Annotated in this window: 7 protein-coding genes; 6 read left to right on the top strand and 1 reads right to left on the bottom strand. The window is 74.6% G+C overall.

Annotated elements, in window-relative coordinates:
• Window positions 1-128 precede the first annotated feature (128 nt).
• The 6 genes from ACFY4B_RS27840 to ACFY4B_RS27815 all read left to right on the top strand — a co-directional run bounded on the left by ACFY4B_RS27840 (window position 129) and on the right by ACFY4B_RS27815 (window position 20,532).
• Window positions 129-350, top strand: coding sequence for an MbtH family protein (locus ACFY4B_RS27840; RefSeq protein ID WP_049650867.1), 222 nt, complete (start codon window positions 129-131; stop codon window positions 348-350).
• A gap of 8 nt (window positions 351-358) precedes the next feature.
• Window positions 359-1,345, top strand: a complete 987-nt coding sequence (locus ACFY4B_RS27835) for a TauD/TfdA family dioxygenase (protein ID WP_049650871.1) — start codon at window positions 359-361, stop codon at window positions 1,343-1,345.
• 59 nt (window positions 1,346-1,404) lie between these two features.
• Window positions 1,405-17,934, top strand: coding sequence for an amino acid adenylation domain-containing protein (locus tag ACFY4B_RS27830; protein ID WP_387972406.1), 16,530 nt, complete (start codon window positions 1,405-1,407; stop codon window positions 17,932-17,934).
• 6 nt (window positions 17,935-17,940) lie between these two features.
• Window positions 17,941-19,236, top strand: coding sequence for an MFS transporter (locus ACFY4B_RS27825; RefSeq protein ID WP_049650866.1), 1,296 nt, complete (start codon window positions 17,941-17,943; stop codon window positions 19,234-19,236).
• Between the two features lie 101 nt (window positions 19,237-19,337).
• Entirely contained in the window at window positions 19,338-20,150 is an 813-nt protein-coding gene (ddaH, locus tag ACFY4B_RS27820; protein WP_049650865.1) for a dimethylargininase, read from the top strand.
• Window positions 20,151-20,307: 157 nt separating this feature from the next.
• Window positions 20,308-20,532 carry a hypothetical protein gene (locus ACFY4B_RS27815; protein WP_117486792.1) on the top strand — a complete coding sequence of 75 codons (225 nt, stop codon included), beginning with the start codon at window positions 20,308-20,310 and terminating at the stop codon, window positions 20,530-20,532.
• A 93-nt stretch (window positions 20,533-20,625) separates the two neighbouring features.
• Here ACFY4B_RS27815 and ACFY4B_RS27810 read toward each other — a convergent pair whose 3' ends face one another.
• Window positions 20,626-23,856: a BTAD domain-containing putative transcriptional regulator gene (locus ACFY4B_RS27810; RefSeq protein WP_387972403.1), complete on the bottom strand. Its 3,231-nt coding sequence runs from the start codon at window positions 23,854-23,856 to the stop codon at window positions 20,626-20,628.
• Window positions 23,857-24,008 lie beyond the last annotated feature (152 nt).

Genomic DNA, 24,008 nt, shown 5'->3' with positions numbered 1-24,008 from the left:
GCAGGCGGCAGGGCCCAACTGCCGCGTTCCTGCCGCGACTCCTGCCCTTCCGCCCCGCGGCCCGCCCCTACCTTCGAAGCAACCCGAGCGAAGCAAGCCGAGCTTCGAAGCAACCCGAAGAGGACACCATGAGCAACCCGTTCGAGGACGACAGCGCCGGCTACCTGGTCCTGGCCAACGACGAGAACCAGCACTCGCTGTGGCCGGTCTGGATCGACGTGCCGGCCGGCTGGACCACCGTCCACGGCGAGGACACCCGCCAGGGCTGCCTCGACTACATCGAGGCCAACTGGACCGACATCAGGCCCGCCAGCCTGGTCGCCGCCCTCTCCGCCCCCGCCGACCGGTGACCGCCGCCATGCCGACCTGGGAACTGAACCCCGGCCGCCCGGCCCTCGCCCACGCGCCGCGCACCGCGGACATGGGCGAGGCCTGCGAGTGGCTGCGCGAGAACGAGAGCGCGCTCACCGACGCCCTGCACCGGTACGGCACCATCTTCCTGCGCGGCCTGCCGGTCACCGGCACCGAGGACGTCGCCGCCGTGCGCGACGTCCTCATCCCCGAGCGCACCCCCTACCGGGAGAAGGCCACCCCGCGCAGCGACTACGGCAACGGCGTCTACTCGTCCACCGACCTGCCGCCGGTCCAGCCGATCCGGATGCACAACGAGAACAGCTACACCCTGACCTTCCCCGGCCGGCTGCTCTTCGCCTGCCTGACCGCCCCCGACGAGGGCGGGGCCACCCCCACCGCGGACTGCCGCCAGGTGCTCGCGCAGCTGCCCGCCCACCTGGTGGAGCGGATGCGGACCGGCGGCTGGACGCTCACCCGCAACTACTCGGACTACATCTCGCTCGGCTGGCGCACCGCCTTCGCCACCGAGGACCGCGCCGAGGTCGAGGCCTACTGCAAGGAGAACGGCATCAGCTGCGAGTGGCTGGCGGACGGCAACCTGCGCACCACCCAGGTGCGCCCCGGCACCATCCGCCACCCGCGGACCGGCGAGCAGGTCTGGTTCAACCACCTCGCCTTCTGGAACGCGTGGTCGCTCGACCCGGACATCCGGGAGGCGATGACCGAGGAGTTCGGGCCGGACGGACTGCCGTTCAACACCGGCTTCGGCGACGGCGAGCCGCTGGAGCGCGCCGACGTCGACGCCCTCAACGAGGCCTACCACGCCGCCACCGTGCGGGAGCGCTGGCAGGTCGGCGACGTGATGCTGGTCGACAACGTGCTCTGCGCCCACGGCCGGGACCCGTACCGGGGCGGGCGCAAGATCGCCGTCTCGATGGGGCAGCCCCTGGAGATCCAGGACTGCCGGCCCACCGCGGGGCTCACCGTCTGACCGCCGTCCGACCCCTCGACCAGCCCGTGCCGTCAGTAGACCCGAGTAGAGGAAGCACCGTGATCCCGGTTTCGTACGCCCAACAGCGGCTCTGGCTGATCGACCAGATCGAGGGGCCGACCGCGCTGTACAACCTGCCGTTCGCCCTGCGCCTGCGCGGCGCGCTCGACACCGCCGCGCTGCGTGCCGCGACGGCGGACGTGGTCGCCCGGCACGAGGCCCTGCGCACGGTGTTCCCGGTGGCCGGGGGAGTCCCGGTGCAGCGGATCCTGCCGGCCGAGGAGGCGCGACCGCGCTTCCTGGCCGAGGACTGCGCACCGGCCGACTACCCGGCCCGCCGGGACGCCGCGGCCGCCGAGACCTTCGACCTGAGCCGCGAACTGCCCATCCGGGTCACGGTGTTCACCCTCTCCCCGACCGAGCACGTGCTGCTCGTGGTGCTCCACCACATCGCCGGCGACGGCTGGTCGCTCGGCCCGCTGCTGCGCGACCTCGCCGAGGCCTACCGGGCCCGGCTGGCCGGCGGCGCCCCCGACTGGGAGCCGCTGCCGATCCAGTACGCCGACTACGCGCTCTGGCAGCGCGACCTGCTCGGCGACGAGCACGACCCCGAGAGCCTGCTCGCCCGCCAACTCGCCTACTGGCGCGAAGCGTTGGCCGGGCTGCCGGAGGAACTGGAACTGCCGACGGACCGCCCCCGGCCGCCCGCCCCCACCGGCGCCGCCGACTCCGTCGACCTCGCCTGGGACGCCGGCCTGCACACCGCCCTGCTCGACCTCGCCCACACCCACCGCACCACCCTGTTCACCGTCCTCCAGGCCGGCCTGGCCGCCCTGTTCACCCGGCTCGGCGCCGGCACCGACATCCCGCTCGGCACCGGCCTCGCCGGACGCGCCGACGAGGCCCTGGACGACCTGGTCGGCTTCTTCGTCAACTCCCTGGTCCTGAGAGCGGACACCTCCGGCGACCCGGGCTTCGCCGAGCTGCTCGGCCGGGTCCGGGAGGCCCAGCTCGACGCCTTCGCCAACCAGGACCTCCCCTTCGAGCGCCTCGTCGAGGAGCTCAACCCGCCCCGCGCGCTCGGCCGCCACCCGCTGTTCCAGACCCTGCTGGTGCTCCAGAACCACGGCCAGGACGCCGAACTCGCCCTGCCCGGACTGGAGTCCGCCCCCGAACCGATCGGCCTGCGGGTCGCCAAGTTCGACCTCAACATCGGCATCGCCGAACAGCACGGCCCCGACGGCGCCCCCGCCGGGCTCACCGGCTCGATCGAGTACGCCGCCGACCTCTACGACCGCGCCACCGTCGCCGCCCTCGCCGAGCGGCTCGGCCGGCTGCTGGCCGGCGCCGCCGCCGACCCCCACGCCCCCATCGGCACCCTGGAGCTGCTCGCCCCCGAGGAGCGCACCCGCGTCCTCACCGAGTGGAACGCCACCGACGCGCCCCGGTGGAGCGGCACCCTCGCCGAGTCCTTCGAGCGCCAGGCCGACCGCACCCCGCACGCCACCGCCCTCGTCCACGACGGCGGCACCCTCGACTACGCCGCACTCGACGCCCGCGCCAACCGGCTCGCCCACCACCTGACCGCCCTCGGCGTCGGCCCCGAGACCCCCGTCGCGATGCTGATGGAGCGCTCCGCCGACGTCGTCGTCGCCACCCTCGCCGTCCTCAAGGCCGGCGGCTGCTACGTCCCCATGCACCCCGGCCTGCCGCCCGAGCGGATGGCCGACGTGCTCGCCGACACCGGCGCCCCCGTGCTGCTCACCGACCGCGCCGACCCCGGCTTCCCGCACGGCGCCGCCGTGGTCCGCCCCGGCGACGAGGCCGGCGCCCCCGACCACCGCCCCGGCCTGCCCGTCCACCCGGACCGGCTCGCCTACGTGATGTACACCTCCGGCTCCACCGGCCGCCCCAAGGGCGTGGCCGTGCGCCACCGCGACGTCGTCGACCTCGCCGCCGACCGGCGCTGGCAGGACGGCCGCCACCAGCGCGTCCTGCTGCACTCCCCGCACGCCTTCGACGCCGCCACCTACGAGATCTGGACGCCCCTGCTGGCCGGCGGCACCGTCGTGGTCGCCCCGCCCGGCGCCCTCGACGCCACCGCCCTGCACGCCGTCACCGTCCGCCACGGCGTCACCGCCGTCTTCCTCACCAAGGCCCTGTTCGACCTCGTCGCCGAGCAGGCCCCGGAGACCTTCGCCGCCCTGCGCGTCGTCTGCACCGGCGGTGAGGCCGCCTCCGGCACCCTGCTGCGCCGCGTCCTGGACGCCTGCCCCGACCTGCTGCTCGCCCACGTCTACGGGCCCACCGAGACCACCACCTTCGCCACCCACCACCCGCTCGCCCCCGCCGACCTCGACGGCCCCCGGGTACCGATCGGCGGCCCGCTGGACAACACGCGCGGCTACGTCCTGGACGCCCGGCTGCGCCCCGTGCCGCCCGGCGTCCCCGGCGAGCTGTACCTCGCCGGCGCCGGCCTGGCCCGCGGCTACCTCAACCGGCCCGGCCTGACCGCCGAACGCTTCGTCGCCTGCCCGTACCTGCCGGGCGAGCGCATGTACCGCACCGGGGACCTGGTCCGCCGGCGCGCCGACGGCGCCGTGGAGTTCCTCGGCCGGATCGACGGCCAGGTCAAGCTGCGCGGCTTCCGGATCGAGCTCGGCGAGATCGAGGCGGCGCTGTCCCGCCACCCCGCCGTCCGCCAGGTCATCGTGATCGCCCGCGAGGACCGCCCCGGCGACCTGCGGCTGGTCGCCTACTGCACCGCCGAGCCCGGGCTCACCCCGGACGGGCTGCGCGCCTTCGCCGGCACCGTACTGCCCGGCTACATGGTCCCCGCCGCGGCCGTCCTGCTGGACGCCCTGCCGCTCAACGCCAACGGCAAGGTCGACCGGCGCGCCCTGCCCGCCCCCGACCTCGCCGCCGACGACACCGGGCGCGCCCCCCGCGACGAGCGCGAACGGGTGCTCTGCGAGCTCTACGGCGAACTCCTCGGCATCGACGACATCACCATCGACGACGACTTCTTCGCCCTCGGCGGCCACTCCCTGCTCGCCACCCGCCTGGTCGGCCGGGCACGCACCGAACTCGGCGTCGAACTCGCCATCGGCGACCTCTTCCAGGCGCCCACCGTCGCCGGGCTCGCCGAGCGGATCGCCGAGCGCGCCGCCGGGGCCCCCGCCCAGGCCCGCCCGGCGCTGCGGCCCGCCGTCCGGCCCGAGCGGGTGCCGCTCTCCTTCGCCCAGCGCCGCCTCTGGTTCCTCGCCCAGGCCGAGGGCCCCACCGCCACCTACAACATCACCCTCGCCCTGCGGCTGCGCGGCCCGCTCGACTCCGCTGCCCTGGCGGACGCCCTCGGCGACACCGTCCGGCGGCACGAGGCGCTGCGCACCGTCTTCGCCGAGCACGACGGCACCCCGTACCAGCGCATCCTGGACGGGCCCGTGGCCCCGCTGCTCACCACCACCGACCGCCCGGTGGACGAACTCGCCCGGCACGGCTTCGACCTGGCCGCCGACCTGCCCGTGCACGCCTACCTGCGGCCCGAGGGCCCGGACGAGCACGTCCTGGTCCTGGTCCTGCACCACATCGCCGGGGACGGCGCCTCGCTCGGCCCGCTCTACCGCGACCTCACCGACGCCTACCGGGCCCGCCAGGGCGGCCACGCCCCCGACTGGGAACCGCTGCCCGTCCAGTACGCCGACCACGCGCTGTGGCAGCACGGACTGCTCGGCGACGAGGACGACCCGCAGAGCCTGGCCGCCCGCCAACTCGCCCACTGGCGCGAGGCGTTGGCCGGGCTGCCGGAGGAGCTGGCACTGCCCGCGGACCGCCCCCGGCCGCCGGTCGCCAGCCACCGCGGCGCCGTCGTCCCGCTGGAGCTCGACGCGGACCTGCACGCCCGGCTCGCCGACCTCGCCGCCGAGCACGGCGCGACGCTCTTCATGGTCCTCCAGGCCGCCTACGCCACCCTGCTGCACCGCTTCGGCGCCGGCACCGACCTGCCGATCGGCACCCCGGTGGCCGGGCGCCTCGACGAGGCCGCCACCGACCTGGTCGGCTACTTCGCCAACACCCTGGTGCTGCGCACCGACCTCTCCGGCCGGCCGAGCTTCGCCGAACTGCTGCGCCGCGTCCGGGAGACCGACCTCGCCGCGTACGAGCACCAGGACACGCCGTTCGAGCGCCTGGTCGAGGAGTTCAACCCGGTCCGCTCGCTGGCCCGGCACCCGCTGTTCCAGGTGATGCTGACCTTCGCCGCCGCCGCCGAGGGCGGCCCCGCCTTCCCCGGCGTGACGGCCACCGAGGAGCCGGTGGAGTACGGCACCGCCAAGTTCGACCTCAAGCTGGCGCTGACCGAGCGCCACCGCGCCGACGGCACCCCGGACGGGCTCGCGGGCGGGCTGGAGTACGCCACCGACCTGTTCGACCCGGAGACCGCGCAGCGGCTGGCCGACGTGCTGGCCCTGATCCTGCGGCAGGCCGCCGCCGACCCGGAGCTCAGCGTCGCGGCGGCCGGGCTGACGCCCGCGGGCGGGGCGGCCGAACTCCGCCACTCCGCAGGGCCGTTGGCTTCTGAGGTGCCGCTGCTTCCGGCGGTGTTCGAGGAGCAGGCGGCGGCCACGCCGGACGCGGTGGCGCTGGTGTGCGGCGAGGAGGTGCTGACGTACCGGGAGTTGGACGCGCGGGCCTCCCGGCTCGCGGGCCGGCTGGTCGGTGCCGGGGTGACGCCGGGCGCGATGGTGGCGATCGCCTTGCCGCGCTCGGTGGAGTCCGTGGTCGGGCTGCTCGCGGTGCTCAAGGCCGGCGGGGTCTACCTGCCGCTGGACGCCGAGTACCCGGCGGACCGCACCGCCTACACCCTGACGAACGCCGGGCCCGCGCTGGTGCTGACCGACGGCCGCTGGCCGCTGCCCGAACTGCTCGCCGAATTCCAGGTGTTGGACGTCACCGACGCGCCGGGTCCGGCGGAGTTCGCCAGGCCTGTCCTGGGCGGGTCGGACGCGGCGTACGTGATCCACACGTCCGGCTCCACCGGTCGCCCGAAGGGTGTGGTGGTCTCGCACGGGAGCATCGCCGCCCTGCTGGCGGGCCATCGGGCGACGCTGGTCGCGGAGGCGGAGGCGGCGCACGGTCGGCTGCGGGTCGCGTTGACGGCTTCGCTCTGCTTCGACGCCTCGATGGAGGTCGTGCTGTGGATGGTCGCCGGGCACGAGCTGCACCTGATCGGTGACGAGGTGCGCCGGGACGCCCGGCAGCTGGTCCGCCACGTCCACGCGGTCGGGCTGGACGCGTTGCACGTCACTCCGTCGTACGCCGAGCAGTTGGTCGAGGAGGGGCTGCTGGAGGAGCCCGCGCCGAAGCTGCTGCTGCTCGGTGGCGAGGCCATCGGGCAGGGCCTGTGGACCAGGCTGTGCGCGGCTCCGCTGACCGCAGGCCACACCATGTACGGCCCGACCGAGTCCACCGTGCACGCCCTCACCCGTCCCTTCGACGGCGCGGACCGGCCGGTGCTCGGCCAGACCGTCGCCGGGACCACCGGGTACGTGCTGGACGAGAACCTGAACCAGGCGCCGGTCGGCGTCCCCGGGGAGCTCTACCTGGCCGGTGCCGGACTGGCCCGCGGGTACCTGGGCCAGTCCGCTCTCACGGCGGAGCGCTTCGTCGCCAGCCCGTTCGTGGTGGGCGAGCGGATGTACCGCACCGGTGACCTGGTGCGCCGCGCCCGTGACGGCGAGCTGGAGTACCTCGGCCGCACCGACAACCAGGTGAAGATCCGCGGCTTCCGGATCGAACCCGGCGAGATCGAGGCCGTGCTGGCCGGCCACCCGGCCGTGCGCCAGGCCGCCGTGCTGCCCGACGACAGCGGCCGGCGCCTGGTCGCCTACCTGGTCGCCGACGGCCCCCTCGACGCGGCCGCCCTGCGCGCCTTCGCCGCCGAGTCGCTGCCCGGCTACATGGTCCCGGCCGCCTTCGTGGAGCTCGACGCCCTGCCGCTGACCGCCAACGGCAAGCTGGACCGCGCCGCGCTCCCGGCCCCCGACTTCGCCGCGCTGGCCGGCGGCCGGGCCGCCCGCACCCCGCAGGAGGAGATCCTCTGCGGCCTGTTCCGCGAGGTGCTCGGCCTCGACGTGGTCGGCGCCGACGACGACTTCTTCGAGCTCGGTGGCCACTCGCTGCTCGCCATCCGGCTGCTCAGCCGGGTCCGCGCGACGCTGGGCGCGGAACTCGGCATCCGGGACGTCTTCGAGGCGCCGACACCGGCCGGGCTCGCCGCCTGCCTGGGATCGGGGGCGGAGCGTCTCGCGCTGACCGCCTACGTCGAGCGGCCGGAGCGGGTGCCGCTCTCCTTCGCCCAGCAGCGGCTCTGGCTGATCGACCGGATCGAGGGGCCGAGCGCCCTCTACAACTCGCCGCTGGCGCTGCGCCTGACCGGCGAGCTGGACCGGGCGGCGCTGGAACGCGCCCTCGGCGACCTGGTCGCCCGGCACGAGGTCCTGCGCACGCTGATGGTGGAGACCGACGGCGAACCGCACCAGCTGATCCTGCCGGTCGGAGCGGCCTCGGTGCCCTTCGAGGTCCGGGACTGCCCGGCCGAGGAGGTCGGCGAGTCCGTCGACGCGGCCTCCCGGCGGCCCTTCGACCTGGCGGCCGAACTCCCGGTGCGCGCCCTGCTGTTGCGGGTCGACGCCGAGGAACACGTGCTGGTCCTGGTGCTGCACCACATCGCGAGCGACGGCTGGTCGACCCGCAAGCTGGTGCGCGACCTCGCCGCCGCCTACGCGGCGCGGACGGCCGGAACCGCGCCGCGACAGGCGCCGCTGCCCGTCCAGTACGCCGACTACGCGCTCTGGCAGCGCGACCTGCTCGGCGACGAGGCCGACGAGGAGAGCCTCTTCTCCCGCCAACTCGCCTACTGGAACGAGACCCTGGCCGGAATGCCGGAAGAGCTGGCGCTCCCGGCGGACCGCCCCAGGAGCGCCGCCGCCAGCCACCAGGGCGACCGGGTGGCACAGCTGCTCGACGTCGAACTCCACCGTGCGCTGCGGACCCTGGCGCGCGAGCAGCGGGTGACGATGTTCATGGCCATCCAGGCCGCCTTCGCCGCCCTGCTCACCCGGCTCGGCGCGGGCACCGACGTGCCGATCGGCTCCGTGGTCGCCGGGCGCTCCGACGAAGCGCTGGACGAACTGGTCGGCTTCTTCGTCAACACCCTGGTACTGCGCACCGACACCTCGGGCAACCCGAGCTTCACCGAGCTGCTGGCCCGGGTCCGGGAGACCGACCTCGGCGCCTACGCCCACCAGGACGTGCCGTTCGAGCGCCTGGTCGAGGAGCTCAACCCGACCCGCTCGCTGGCCCGGCACCCGCTCTTCCAGGTCGCGATGGTGCTCCAGAACAACGAGCAGGCCGACGCCTCCTCGTCCGGCCTGTGGAACGGGGTGCTGCCGGCCGCCACCGGGGTCGCCAAGTTCGACCTCAACGTGACCGCCCAGGAGCTCTTCGGCCCGGACGGTGAGCCCGCCGGGATCGACTTCGCGCTCGACTATGCGACGGACCTGTTCGACCAGGAGACGGCCGAGGCGATCGTCCGCCACTTCGCCGGCCTGCTGGCGGCGGCCGTCGAGCGGCCGGACACCCGGATCGGGGCGCTGCCGCTGGTGAGTCCGGAGGAGCTGGCCGAACTGCTCGGCGGTGCCGCGCCGTTGGCTTCGGAGGTGCCGCTGCTTCCCGCGGTGTTCGAGGAGCAGGCGGTGGCCACGCCGGAGGCGGTGGCGCTGGTGTGCGGCGAGGAGGTGCTGACGTACCGGGAGTTGGACGCGCGGGCCTCGCGGCTCGCGGGCCGGCTGGTCGGTGCCGGGGTGACGCCGGGCGCGATGGTGGCGTTGGCACTGCCGCGTTCGGTGGAGTCGGTGGTCGGGCTGCTCGCGGTGCTCAAGGCGGGCGGGGTGTACCTGCCGCTGGACGCCGAGTACCCGGCGGAGCGTACCGGGCACATCCTGGCGGACGCCGAGCCGGCGCTGGTGCTGACGGACAGCCGCTGGCCACTGCCCGAGGTGCTGGCCGAGCTGCCGGTGTTGGACGTCACGGACGTTCCCGGACCGGTGGAGTTCACCAGGCCCGTCCTGGGCGGGGCGGACGCGGCGTACGTGATCCACACCTCCGGCTCGACCGGTCGTCCGAAGGGTGTGGTGGTCTCGCACGGCAGCATCGCCGCCCTGCTGGCCGGCCACCGGGCGACGTTGGTCGCGGACGCGGAGGCGGCGCACGGCAGACTGCGGGTGGCGTTGACGGCTTCGCTCTGCTTCGACGCCTCGTTGGAGGTGGTGCTGTGGATGGTCGCCGGGCACGAACTGCACCTGATCGGTGACGAGGTGCGTCGGGACGCCCGGCAGTTGGTCCGCCACGTCCGCGAGGTCGGGCTGGACGCGCTGCACGTGACTCCGTCGTACGCCGAGCAGTTGGTCGAGGAGGGGCTGCTGGAGGAGCCGGCGCCGAAGCTGCTGCTGCTCGGTGGCGAGGCCATCGGGCAGGGCCTGTGGACCAGGCTGTGCGCGGCTCCGCTGACCGCAGGCCACACCATGTACGGCCCGACCGAGTCCACCGTGCACGCCCTCACCCGGCCGCTTGACGGCGTGGACCGGCCGGTGCTCGGCCGGGCTGTCGCGGGGACGGCCGGGTACGTGCTGGACGAGCACCTGAACCTGGTCCCGCGTGGGGTGGCGGGCGAGTTGTACCTGGCGGGTGCCGGACTGGCCCGCGGGTACCTGGGACGCGCCGCGCTGACGGCGGAGCGGTTCGTCGCCAGCCCGTTCGTCGCGGGTGAGCGGATGTACCGTACCGGTGACCTGGTGCGTCGTGCCCGTGACGGTGAGCTGGAGTACCTGGGCCGGACCGACGACCAGGTGAAGATCCGTGGTTTCCGGATCGAACTCGGCGAGATCGAGGCGGTGTTGGCGGCCCATCCGGCTGTCCGTCAGGCCGTGGTGACCGTTCGGGAGAGCGAGGACGGGGACCGTCGGCTGATCGCCTACTGCGCGGTGGCCGAGGATGCCGGCCCCGAACTCGGTAGCGCGCTGCGCCGGTTCACCGCCGAGTCGCTGCCCGGCTACATGGTCCCGGCCGCCGTGGTGACGCTCGATGCCCTGCCGCTGACCGCCAACGGCAAGCTGGACCGGGCCGCGCTCCCGGCCCCCGACTTCGCCGCGCTGGCCGGCGGCCGGGCCGCCCGCACCCCGCAGGAGGAGATCCTGTGCGGCCTGTTCGCCGAGGTGCTCGGCCTGGACGCGGTCGGGGTGGAGGACGACTTCTTCGCGCTGGGCGGGCACTCGCTGCTCGCGACCCGGCTGCTCAGCCGGGTGCGCTCGACGCTGGCCGCGGAGTTGGCCGTCCGGGACGTCTTCGAGGCGCCGACGCCGGCCGGGCTGGCCGCCTGCCTGGGTTCGGGGGCGGAGCGTCTCGCGCTGACCGCTCACGCCGAGCGGCCGGAGCGGGTGCCGTTGTCCTTCGCGCAGCAGCGCCTCTGGCTGATCGACCGGATGGAGGGGCCCAGTGCGGTGTACAACCTGCCGCTGGTGCTCCGCGTGGCGGGCGAGCTGGACACCGACGCCCTCGGCTCGGCCCTGGGCGACCTGGTCGCCCGGCACGAGGCCCTGCGCACGCTGGTGGTGGAGACCGACGGCGAACCGCACCAGCTGATCCTGCCGGTCGGGGCGGCATCGGTGCCCTTCGAGGTCCGGGACTGCCCGGCCGACGAGGTCGGCGAGTCCGTCGACGCGGCCTCCCGCCGGCCCTTCGACCTGGCGGCCGAACTCCCGGTGCGCGCCCTGCTGTTGCGGGTCTCCTCGGAAGATCACGTGCTGGTCCTGGTGCTGCACCACATCGCCGGTGACGGGTGGTCGATGGGTCCGCTGCTGCGTGACCTCGCCGCCGCCTACGCGGCGCGGACGGCGGGTACCGCGCCCGGGTGGGCGCCGCTGCCCGTCCAGTACGCCGACTACGCGCTCTGGCAGCGCGACCTGCTCGGCGACGAGGCCGACGAGGAGAGCCTCATCTCCCGCCAACTCGCCTACTGGAACGAGGCCCTGGCCGGAATGCCGGAGGAGCTGGCGTTGCCGGCGGACCGTCCGCGGGGTGCCGTCGCCAGCCACCAAGGCGGCCGGGTGGTGCTTCCGTTGGGTGCCGAACTGCACCGTGCGCTGGTGACGTTGGCGCGTGAGCAGCGGGTGACGATGTTCATGGCCGCGCAGGCGGCGCTCGCCGCCCTGCTCACCCGGCTCGGTGCCGGAACGGACATCCCGATCGGATCGGTGACGGCGGGGCGCTCGGACGAGGCGGTGGACCAGCTGGTCGGCTTCTTCGTCAACACGCTGGTGCTGCGGACCGACACCTCGGGCAACCCGAGCTTCACCGAGCTGCTGGCCCGGGTCCGGGAGACCCAGCTCGACGCCCATGCCCACCAGGACGTGCCGTTCGAGCGCCTGGTCGAGGAGGTCAACCCGACTCGCTCGCTGGCCCGGCATCCGCTGTTCCAGGTGATGCTGGTCCTTCAGGGCGGCGGTGACACGGCGCCGCTGGACGCGACCGGGCTGGACGTCTCGGTCGAGCCGTCCGGTCGTGCGGTCGCCAAGTTCGACCTGAGTGTCGGCATCGGTGAGTCCTTCGGTCCGGACGGCGCACCGGCCGGTCTGGAGTGCGTGGTCGACTTCGCGACGGACCTGTTCGACCACGAGACGGTCGAGGCGATCGCCGTCCGGTTCGGCCGGCTGCTGGCCGCCGTCGCGGCCGGTCCGGACCTGCCGATCGGCAGGGCGGAGCTGCTGTCCCCGGCGGAGCGGGCCGAACTGCTGGGCGGTGCCACGCCGTTGGCTTCGGAGGTGCCGCTGCTTCCGGCGGTGTTCGAGGAGCAGGTGGCGGCCACGCCGGAGGCGGTGGCGCTGGTGTGCGGCGATGAGGTGCTGACGTACCGGGAGTTGGACGCGCGGGCCGGACGGCTTGCGGGTCGGCTGGTCGATGCCGGGGTGACGCCCGGTGCGGTGGTGGCGATCGCCTTGCCGCGCTCGGTGGAGTCGGTGGTCGGGCTGCTCGCGGTGCTGAAGGCGGGCGGGGTGTACCTGCCGCTGGACGCCGGGTACCCGGCGGAGCGCACGGCCTACACCCTGGCGGACGCCGAGCCCGCTCTCGTGCTGACCGACGACCGGTGGCCGCTGCCCGAACTGCTCACCGAACTCCCGGTGTTGGACGTCACGGACGTGCCCGGATCGGCACAGGGTCCCCTGATCGCCCTGGGCGCAGCGGACGCGGCGTACGTGATCTACACCTCCGGCTCGACCGGCCGCCCGAAGGGTGTGGTGGTCTCGCACGGCAGCCTCGCCGTTCTGCTGGCCGGCCACCGGGCGGGCATGATGGCGGGGGAGGAGAACCGGAGGTTCGCGCTGACGGCCTCGCTCTGCTTCGACGCCTCCTGGGAGGGCCTGCTGTGGATGGTGGTCGGGCATGAGCTGCACCTGATCGACGACGAGGTCCGGCGGGACGCCGGGCAACTGGTCCGCCATGTGCGCGAGTCGGCGATCGACGTGGTGAACGCCACGCCGTCCTTCCTGGTCCAACTGGTCGAGGAGGGCCTGTTGGAGGCGCCGGCACCGGGCGTCGTGCTGGTGGGCGGCGAGGCCGTCGGCCAGGCGCTGTGGACGCGGCTGCGGGAGACCCCGGGGCTGCGGGCGTACAACCTGTACGGGCCGACCGAGTCCACCGTGGAGGCGCTGGAGCAGCCGTTCGACGGTTCGGACCGGCCGGTGCTCGGCCAGGCCGTCGCGGGGACCGCCGGGTACGTGCTGGACGAGCACCTGAACCCGGCGCCGGTCGGCATCCCCGGGGAGCTGTACCTGGCCGGTGCCGGACTGGCCCGCGGGTACCTGGGCCGCGCCGCGCTCACGGCGGAGCGGTTCGTCGCCAGCCCGTTCACCCCCGGCGAGCGGATGTACCGCACCGGTGACCTGGTGCGCCGGGCCCGTGACGGTGAGCTGGAGTACCTGGGCCGGACCGACGACCAGGTGAAGATCCGTGGCTTCCGGATCGAACTCGGTGAGATCGAGGCGGTGTTGGCGGCCCATCCGGCTGTCCGTCAGGCCGTGGTGACCGTTCGGGAGAGTGAGGACGGGGACCGTCGGCTGATCGCCTACTGCGCGGTGGCCGAGGATGCCACCTCCGAACTCGGTGGCGCACTGCGCCGGTTCACGGCCGAGTCGCTGCCCGGCTACATGGTCCCGGCCGCGGTGGTGACGCTCGACGCCCTGCCGCTGACCGGCAGCGGCAAGGTCGACCACCGTGCCCTGCCCGAACCCGACCTGGCAGCATTCGCGCCGGCCGGTGGCCGGGCGGCCCGTACGCCGCAGGAGGAGATCCTGTGCGGTCTGTTCGCGGAGGTGCTCGGGCTGGACGTGGTCGGGGTGGAGGACGACTTCTTCGCGCTGGGCGGGCACTCGTTGCTGGCGACCCGGTTGCTCAGCCGGGTCCGTTCGACGCTGGCCGCCGAGTTGGCCGTTCGGGACGTGTTCGAAGCGCCGACGCCGGCCGGGTTGGCGGCCCGCCTGGGTTCGGGGGCGGAGCGTCTCGCGCTGACCGCCTACGCCGAGCGGCCGGAGCGGGCGCCGATCTCCTTCGCGCAGCAGCGGCTCTGGCTGATCGACCGGATGGAGGGGCCCAGTGCGGTGTACAACCTGCCGCTGGTGCTCCGCGTGGCGGGTGAGCTGGACGCCGACGCCCTCGGCTCGGCCCTGGGCGACCTGGTCGCCCGGCACGAGGTCCTGCGCACGCTGATCGAGGAGGAGGACGGCACCCCGTACCAGCGCGTCCTGCCGGCCTGGGCGGCCCGGGTGCCCGTCGAGCTGCTGCCCGAGGGCACCGCGCCGGAGGCCTGCACCGGGCGCCCGTTCGACCTGGCCGCCGACCTGCCGATCCGGGCCCACCTGATCCCGGCCGGGCAGGCCGAGTACCTGCTGGTCCTGGTGCTGCACCACATCGCCGGTGACGGGTGGTCGATGGGTCCGCTGTTGCGGGACCTCGCCGCCGCCTACGCGGCGCGGACGGCGGGCACCGTGCCCGGGTGGGCGCCGCTGCCCGTCCAGTACGCCGACTACGCGCTCTGGCAGCGCGAGCTGCTCGACGAAGCGGACCAGGACGGCCCGATGGCACGCCAACTCGGTTACTGGCGCGAGGCGCTGGCCGATCTTCCGGAGGAGCTGGCGCTGCCGGCGGACCGTCCGCGGGGTGCCGTGGCCAGTCACCGGGGTGACCGGGTGGTGCTTCCGTTGGGTGCCGAACTGCACCGTGCGCTGGTGACGTTGGCGCGTGAGCAGCGGGTGACGATGTTCATGACCGCGCAGGCGGCGCTCGCCGCCCTGCTCACCCGGCTCGGTGCCGGGACGGATATCCCGATCGGTTCGGTGACGGCGGGGCGTTCGGACGAGGCGGTGGACCAGCTGGTCGGCTTCTTCGTCAGCACCCTGGTGTTGCGCACGGACACCTCGGGCAATCCGAGTTTCACGGAGCTGTTGGGCCGGGTCCGGGAGACCCAGCTCGATGCGCATGCCCATCAGGACGTGCCGTTCGAGCGCCTGGTCGAGGAGCTCAACCCGGCGCGTTCGCTGGCCCGGCATCCGCTGTTCCAGGTGATGCTGGTCCTTCAGGGCGGTGGTGACACGGCGCCGCTGGACGCGACCGGGCTGGACGTCTCGGTCGAGCCGTCCGGTCGTGCGGTCGCCAAGTTCGACCTGAGTGTCGGCATCGGCGAGTCCTTCGGTCCGGACGGCGCGCCGGCCGGTCTGGAATGCGTGCTCGACTTCGCGACGGACCTCTTCGACCGCGAGACGGCCGAGGCGATGGTCCGCCACTTCGCCGGCCTGCTGACGGCGGCCGTCGAGCGGCCGGACACCCGGATCGGGGCACTGCCGTTGGTGAGTCAGGAGGAGCGGGCCGAACTGCTCGGTGCTGCGCGGCCGTTGGCTTCGGAGGTGCCGTTGCTTCCGGCGGTGTTCGAGGAGCAGGTGGCGGCCACGCCGGAGGCGGTGGCGCTGGTGTGCGGCGAAGAGGTGCTGACGTATCGGGAGTTGGATGCGCGGGCCGGACGGCTCGCGGGTCGGTTGGTCGGTGCGGGGGTGACGCCCGGTGCGGTGGTGGCGATCGCCTTGCCGCGCTCGGTGGAGTCGGTGGTCGGGCTGCTCGCGGTGCTGAAGGCCGGCGGGGTGTACCTGCCGCTGGACGCCGGGTACCCGGCGGAGCGCACGGCCTACACCCTGGCGGACGCCGAGCCCGCGCTGGTGCTGACCGACGACCGGTGGCCGCTGCCCGAACTGCTCACCGAACTCCCGGTGTTGGACGTCACGGACGCGCCCGGACCGGCGGAGTTCACCAGGCCCGTCCTGGACGGGGCGGACGCTGCCTACGTGATCTACACCTCCGGCTCGACCGGCCGCCCGAAGGGTGTGGTGGTCTCGCACGGGAGCCTAGCCGCCCTGCTGGCCGGCCATCGGGCGGGCATGATGGCGGGGGAGGAGAACCGGAAGTTCGCGCTGACGGCCTCGCTCTGCTTCGACGCCTCCTGGGAGGGCCTGCTGTGGATGGTGGTCGGGCATGAGCTGCACCTGATCGGCGAGGACCTGCGCCTCGACGCGGCCGCGCTGGTCCGCCACCTCGGCTCGCACGGCATCGACGTGGTGAACGCCACCCCGTCCTTCGTGGCCCAACTCGTCGAGGAGGGCCTGTTGGAGGCGCCTGCGCCGGGCGTCGTGCTGGTGGGCGGCGAGGCCGTCGGCCAGGCGCTGTGGACGCGGCTGCGGGAGACCCCGGGACTGCGGGCGTACAACCTGTACGGCCCGACCGAGTCCACCGTGGAGGCGCTGGAGCAGCCGCTCGACGACTCGGACCGGCCGGTGCTCGGCCGGGCCGTCGCCGGGACCGCCGGGTACGTGCTGGACGAGCACCTGAACCCGGTGCCCGTCGGCATCCCCGGGGAGCTGTACCTGGCGGGCGCCGGACTGGCCCGCGGGTACCTGGGCCGCGCCGCGCTCACGGCGGAGCGGTTCGTCGCCAGCCCGTTCACCCCCGGCGAGCGGATGTACCGCACCGGGGACCTGGTGCGCCGCGCCCGGGACGGCGAGCTGGAGTACCTCGGCCGCACCGACGACCAGGTGAAGATCCGCGGCTTCCGGGTCGAACTCGGCGAGATCGAGCAGGTGTTGACGACTCACCCCGAGGTCGCCGCGGCCGTCGTCCGGCCGGACGACAGCGGCACCCGACTGGTCGCCTACCTGGTCACCGACCGCCCGCTCGACCCGGCCGGACTGCGGGCCTTCACCGCCGAGCGGCTGCCCGCCCACATGGTGCCCGCCGCCTTCGTCGCGCTGCCCGCCCTGCCACTGACCGGCAGCGGGAAGGTCGACCACCGCGCCCTGCCCGCACCGGAGTTCGCCGCCCACCCGGCCGGCCGCCCGGCCCGTACCCCGCGCGAGCAGCTGCTCTGCACCCTGTTCGCCGAAACCCTCGGCCTGGAGCGCGTCGGCATCGACGACGACTTCTTCGATCTGGGCGGGCACTCCCTGCTCGCCATGAAACTGCTCTCGCGCGTCCGCACCGCCCTCGGTGTCGATCTCGGCATGCGGGCGCTGTTCGAGGCGCCCACGGTGGCCGGGCTGGACGGCCGGCTCGACCAGGGCCCGGCGGCCGACGCCCTGGACGTGCTGCTGCCCCTGCGCACCGGCGGCGACCGGCCCCCGCTGTTCTGCGTCCACCCGGCGGCCGGCATCAGCTGGGTCTACTCCGGGCTGCTGCGCCACCTCGACCCGGGGCAGCCGGTGTACGGCCTCCAGGCCCGCGGCCTGCGGGGCGGGGCGCCGGCCAGCGTCGCCGAGATCGCCGAGGACTACGTACGGCAGATCCGCGCCGTCCACCCGTCCGGCCCGTACCACCTGCTGGGCTGGTCCTTCGGTGCGGTGGTCGCCCAGGAGATGGCCGTCCGGCTCCAGGCCGAGGGCGCGCCGGTCGGGCTGCTGGCCCTGCTGGACGGCGGCCCGGCGGTCCGCACCGTTGCCGCCCCGCCGTCCGAACCCGCCGACACGGTGGACGAGTTGCTGCGCTCGCTGGGCTACGACCCGGCGGACGGCAGCGGCCAGGCCGATCTGGCGGCGGTGCTCGGCGAGGCCACGCACGTCCTGCCCGAGGTGTTCGACCGCCACCGCAAACTGATGGCCGAGCACCGGCCCCAGCACTACCGGGGCGATGCCGTCTTCTTCGGCGCCACCCTCGGCAAGCCGGCCGACTGGCCGTACGAGGAGGCCTGGCGGCCTCACCTGGACGGGCGGATCGAGGGCCACCGGCTGCCGTTCGGCCACGGTGACCTGGCCCGGCCGGAGCCGCTCGCCCGGATCGCCGCCGTGCTCGCCGACAAGCTGCGGCCCGAGAGCGCCGGCACCACCGGCAACGCAGGCACCACCGACAGCGCAGGCATCACCGACAACGCAGGCACCACCGACAGCGCCGGCACCACCGACAACGCCGAGAAGTCCCAGAACACCGAGAAGTCCGGAGCGTGAGCCGCGATGACCACCACCGTCCCGATCGAGTCACCGGCACCGCCGGACCGGCCGCGCAGCAGGTGGGGCCTGTGGGCCCACGGGGACTTCCGCCGGCTCTGGATCGGTGAGACCACCAGCAACTTCGGCACGGCCGTCGGGAGCGTGGCGCTGTCCCTGGTGGCCGTGGTCACCCTGGGCGCCAGCCCCCTCGCGGTGGGCGTTATCAACGCGGCCGCCTGGCTGCCCTGGCTGTTCCTCGGCCTGCTGGCCGGCGCCTGGGTGGACCGCTGGCCCCGGCTGCGGGTGATGCTGGTCTGCGACCTGCTGCTGCTCCTCCTCTTCGGCAGCGTGCCGGTGGCCAGTTGGCTGGGGGTGCTCTCGCTGGCCCACCTGGTGGTGGTGGCCCTGCTGACCGGGGCGGTGAAGGTGTTCTTCTCCACCGCCTACGGCGCGGTGCTGCCCACCCTGGTCGGCAAGGCCGACCTGCTGGAGGCCAACGTCAAGCTGCGCTCCGGCGCCTCGGCGGCCGAGATCGCCGGCCCGGGCGCGGCCGGTCTGCTCTCCCAGGCGTTCGGCGCCGCCAGCGGGATGTTCGCGGACTCGCTCACCTACCTGGTGTCGGCGGTGTTCCTGCGGCGGATCAGGACGGAGGAGCGCCCCCCGCCGGTGTCCGAGCGGCGCGGCATCCCGCGCGAGATCGGCGAGGGCGTCCGGTTCCTGCTGCGCGACCCGTACCTGCGCACGTTCGCCTGCTTCGCGGCGGTCGGCAACCTGGGGCTGAACGGCATCCAGGCGGTGCAGACGGTCTTCCTGGTGCGCAGTGTGGGGCTCGAACCGGGCGCGGTGGGCGGGGTGTTCGCGCTGGTGAGCGTCGGCGGACTGGCCGGCGCGATGCTGGCCGGACGGGTCGCCCGCAAGCTGGGCAGCGCCCGTGGGCTGCTGGTCTGCGAACTGGTGGTCGCGCCCTTCATCCTGCTGCTGCCGCTGGCGGGCGACCGGCTGCCGCTGGTGGTCAGCGCGCTCGCCTGGGCGGTCGCGGTCTGCGGGGTGGTGGCGGGCAACGTCCTCGCCGGCAGCTTCTCCCAGGGCTACTGCCCGCCCGCGATGATCGGCCGGATCCGGGCCAGCTCCGCGACCCTCAACTACAGCGCGATCCCGGTGGGCGCCCTGCTCGGCGGCTACCTCGGCGAGGCGATCGGCGCCCGCAGCACGATCTGGCTGATGGCGGGCGTGCTGCTGTCGGCGGGCGCGGTGCTGCTGGCCAGCCCGCTGCGCGGCCTGCGCGACTTCCCGACCCGGCCGCCGGCCCCCACGGCCTGACCGGCCCCCGCCTGCACCGCTCGCACCGCCCGTACTGCCCGTACCGCCCGTACCGCCCGTGACGCCCCTGCCGCCCGTACCCGACTTCCGAGGAGCTTCCGATGGCCCGCACCGCCCGCCCGCGCCACTACCTGATGTGCCGTCCGACCCACTTCGACGTCACCTACGCGATCAACCCCTGGATGGACCCGGCGAAGCCGGTGGACACCGACCTGGCCGTCGCCCAGTGGGAGCGGCTGCACGCCCTGTACGGCGAGCTCGGCCACCGGGTCGACCTGATCGACCCGCTGCCCGGCCTGCCCGACATGGTCTACGCGGCCAACGGCGCCACCGTGGTGGACGGCAGGGTGCTCGGGGCGCGCTTCCGCAACACCGAGCGGGCCGCGGAGGGCCCGGCCTACCTGGAGTGGTTCCGCGCCCGGGGCTTCGAGACCCGCGACCCGGAGTACGTCAACGAGGGCGAGGGGGACCTGCTGACGACGGCGAGCTACGTGCTGGCCGGGCGGGGCTTCCGCAGCGTGGCCGACGGGCACGCGGAGGCGCAGGAGTTCTTCGGCCGCCCGGTGGTCGGCCTGGAGCTGGTCGACCCGCGCTTCTACCACCTGGACACCGCGCTCGCCGTGCTGGACGGCGACGAGATCATGTACAACCCGGAGGCCTTCTCGGCCGGCAGCCGTGCGGTGCTGCGGCGGCTGTTCCCGGACGCGCTGCTGGCGGACCGGGCCGACGCGGAGGTGTTCGGCCTCAACGCGATCAGCGACGGCCTGCACGTGGTGCTGCCGGAGGCGGCCGTGGGACTGGCCTCGCGACTGCGCGAGCGCGGCTTCCGGCCGATCGGGATGGACCTCAGCGAGCTTCTCAAGGGCGGCGGCAGCGTGAAGTGCTGCACCCTGGAGATCCGCGCGACGGCCTGAGCGGGCGGCGTCAGCGGGCGGCCCACCGAGCACCGGTGATCATTGGTGATCACCGGTGCTCGACTGTAGATCGACCGTTGAACGCTCCCGGCCAGACTGGTGCCACACCACGACGGAACCCCTTCCCAGCAGGGAAGCGAGCCGAGGAGTACCAGAGATGACGCAGCGTCCGGCCACCACCATCCGCACCCGCCTCCGGCTGTTCACGGTCGGCCTCGGGGTGACCGTCGCCCTGGGCGCCGGCCTCTCGGTGACGGTCGCCGGGGCGGCGGCCGACGCCGGGGTGGCGACGGTGGTGAGCGGTGGCGGCGCGACGCCGACGCCCACCCCGACCCCCACCCCGACCGGCGGCAACGGCGACTGGAACAGCACCGGCTCCTGAACATCGGCTCCTGAGCACACCGGTTCCTGAACGCACCGGTTCCTGAACGCACCGGTTCCTGAACGCACCGGAACCGTCAGCAGGATCGATTCCTCAGCAGCCCGAGGAGAGCCGGTCGGCGGCCCGCCGGACCGCCCGGCCCGACGGGGTCGACGGATCCGGACCCTCGGCCCGGGGCAGCAGCCCCGCCACCTCCGCCGCCTCCGGCAGCCCCAGCCGGACGAAGATCCGGTGCGCCTCCCGCAGCCGCCCGTACGCCTCGGCCTCCCGCCCGAGGTCGGCCAGCGTCCGGCCCAGCACCAGCAGCGCGTGGCCCTGGTCCCGCTCGGCACCCAGCTCCTCGCACAGCTCCAGCGCCTGCCCGGCGTGCTCCAGCGCCTCCTCCGTCCGGCCGAGCGAGCGCAGACTGTCCGCCATCCGGTAGCGGGCGTGCCCGGCCCGGGCCCGCAGACCGGACGCCGAGGCCACCGCCAGGCACTCGCCGAACCAGGTGACCGCCTCCTCGTGCCGCCCCAGCCCGTGCAGCGCCAGCCCCAGCACGTACAGCGTGTACGCCCGGCCCGGATCGTCGTTCCGGGTCCGCAGCTCGGCCAGCGCCTCGTGGCAGATCGGCACCGCCTCGGCGGCCCGCCCGCTGCGCACCCGGGCCAGCGCCGCGTTCACCGTCGTCACCAGCGCCCCGGAGCGGTGGCCGAGTTCGCGGGCCAGCAGCAGCGCCTCGTCGTAGTGCCCGACAGCCTCGTCGTAGCGGCTGAGGAACTGGCAGACCAGGCCGAGGTCGTTCAGCGCCTGGCGCAGGATCACCGTGTCGCCCGCCGCGCGGGAGGCGGCCACCGCCAGCCGGGAGGCCGCCTCCGCCTCCTCCAGCCGGGTGGCGGCCAGGGCGACGTTGCCGCGCAGGAAGTGCGCCCGACCAGCTGCCCGGTGGTCGGCGCGGTGGACCGCGGCGGCGGCCAGGGCCTCCGCGGTGGTGGCCAGCTGGCGGCTGGGCGGGGCGAGGACGAACGGCGTGAGCGCGATCAGCAGGTCGATCGCGGCGCGCAGCGGGTCCGTGGTCGGTCCGTCGGCGGAGTCCGGTGTCGGGGCCGGTGTCGGGCCGTCGGAAGGCCCGCCGGTCGGGCCGTCGGCGTCGTCCGCGACGCTCCAGCCCGCCACCTGCGCGGCCAGCGCGATCGCCCCGGAACCCTCCGCCTCGGCCCAGGCCCGCGCCCCGTCCGGGCCGTCCAGCGGGACGCCCGCGCTACGGGCCGGCCCGAGCGCGCCGGCCGCCGGATCCCCGGGGACGGCGTGCTGGAAGGCCGAGCACGCGGTGGCCAGCAGGTGGTCCAGCATCCGGTCGCGGGCCGCCACGGCCGCGCCGGGATCGTCCGGACGGCGCCGGGCGAACGCGCGCAGCAGGTCGTGGAAGCGGTAGCGGCCGGGGAAGGGCGACTCCATCATCGCCACGTCCACCAGGGCCTCCAACAGGTCCTCGGCGTCGTACTCGTCCAGGTCCAGCAGGGCGGCCGCGGCCTGCAGCCCGAGGTCCGGCCCGTCCACCGAGGCGGCCAGCCGGAACGCCCGGGCCTGGGCGGGCGTCAACTGGCGGTAGCTCAGCTCGAAGGCCGCCGCCACCTCCAGGTCGCCGATCCGCAGCTCGTCGATCCGCCGCCGCTCGACCGCCAGCCGGCGGCCCAGCGTCTGCACCGTCCAGCTCGGCCGGGCCGCCAGCCGGGCCGCCACGATCCGGACCGCGAGCGGGAGGTGGCCGCAGACGAGCAGCAGCTCCCGGGCGGCCTGCGCCTCGGCGGCCAGCCGCTCGGCGCCGATGGTGCGGCCCAGCAGCTCCAGCGCCTCCTCGGGTTCGAAGACGCCGAGGTCGGCCTGGACGGTCGCGGGCAGGCCGGACAGCCGGGTCCGGCTGGTGGTGAGCACGGCGCAGCCGACCGCGCCCGGCAGCAGCGGTCTGATCTGCGCGGTGTCGTGGACGTTGTCGAGGACCAGCAGCAGCCGCCGGCCGTCCACCGCCGAGCGGAACAGCGCCGAGCGGGCGTCCAGCCCCTCCGGCACCGCGTCGGCCGGCACGCCGAGCGCCACCAGGAAGCCGCTGAGCACCGCCTCCGGATCGGCCGGGGTGGCGTCGGCGCCGCGCAGGTCGACGTAGAGCTGACCGTCCGGGTAGGCCTCGCGGACCCGGTGGGCGACGTGCAGGGCCAGCGCGGTCTTGCCGACCCCGCCCATGCCGACCACGGTCGCGATCACCAGCGCCTGCTGGCCCGGTGCGCCGGGGTTTCTGTCGGGCGCCCCTCCGTGCGCCCCTCCATGCGGCCCGCCGAGAGCCTTGCCCAGCCGTTCGACCAGGACCGATCGGCCGGTGAAGTCGGCCGCGTCGGGCGGCAGTTGGGCCGGTCTGGGGGTCGGTGTGCTGCTCCCGGCCGGGGCGGTGGCGGGGGCGTTCGGCGCCGCCGGTCCGGTGGGCGGGTCCGGTGCCTCGGCCCCGGGCGCGGCCGGCTCCGCCGGACCGGCGGCGACCGGGCCCGGGACGAGCGCGGCGGGGACGAGCGCGACGGAGGGTGCCGGGGCGGCGAGCGACGGGTCCCCCTCCAGGATCCGCTGGTGCAGCAGGTCCAGCTCCGCCCCGGGCGCCACCCCCAGTTCGGCCAGGAACAGCTGACGCGCGCCCCGGAACACGGCCAGCGCGTCCGCCTGCCGCCCGGCCTGGTACAGCGCCCGCATCAGCAGCCCGTACGCCCGCTCGTGCAGCGGGTGCTCGGTGGTCAGCGAGGTCAGCTCCGGGATGCACCGGGAGTAGCGCCCCAGCGCCAGGTCCAGGGCGATCCGCTCCTCCAGCAGGGTCAGCCGCAGCTCCTGGAGCCGTTGGCGCTGCCGCTGCGCGAACGGCCCGGGGATGCCGGCCAGCGGCTCGCCCTGCCACAGCTCCAGCGCCTGGTTCAGCAGGTCGCGCGCCTGCTGCGGCTCCCCGGCGGCCGCAGTGCGCTCGGCCTGCGCCGCCAGCTCCTCCGCCTGCGCCGCGTCCACCGCGTGCTTGGGCAGCACCAGCCGGTAGCCGTCCCCGACCGAGGTCAGCACGGTCGGCGCGTCCGGCGCCTCGCCGTGCAGGACCTTGCGCCACCGCCAGGCGTAGGTGCGCACCGTCGTCATCGCGGTGCCCGGCGGCTCCTCGCCCCACAGGGCGTCGATCAGGTCGGTGGCGCTCGCGCCGTGGCCGGGCCGGAGCAGCAGCACCGCCAGCATCGCCTGCTGCTGGGGGCTGCCCACCTTCAGCACGGTCGCGCCGCGCTGCGCCCGCATCAAGCCCAGCACCGAGAACCGGAAATCATCCATTCCTGCACCTGCCCGCTTCATGTGCTCGCCCCCGCCCGCACGTGCCACCCCCGAATTGGTGAGTCCCTATCAACCCACGGGACCTGGCGGGATGTCGAGAGATCGTCGACCCGGTGGTGATCCGGTGTTGATCGGCCGTCGCCACAATCGGT

The sequence above is a fragment of the Kitasatospora sp. NPDC001261 genome, assembly GCF_042896795.1.
In the GTDB taxonomy this organism is placed as follows: Bacteria; Actinomycetota; Actinomycetes; order Streptomycetales; family Streptomycetaceae; genus Kitasatospora.
This window is presented reverse-complemented; position numbering and strand designations above follow the sequence as displayed.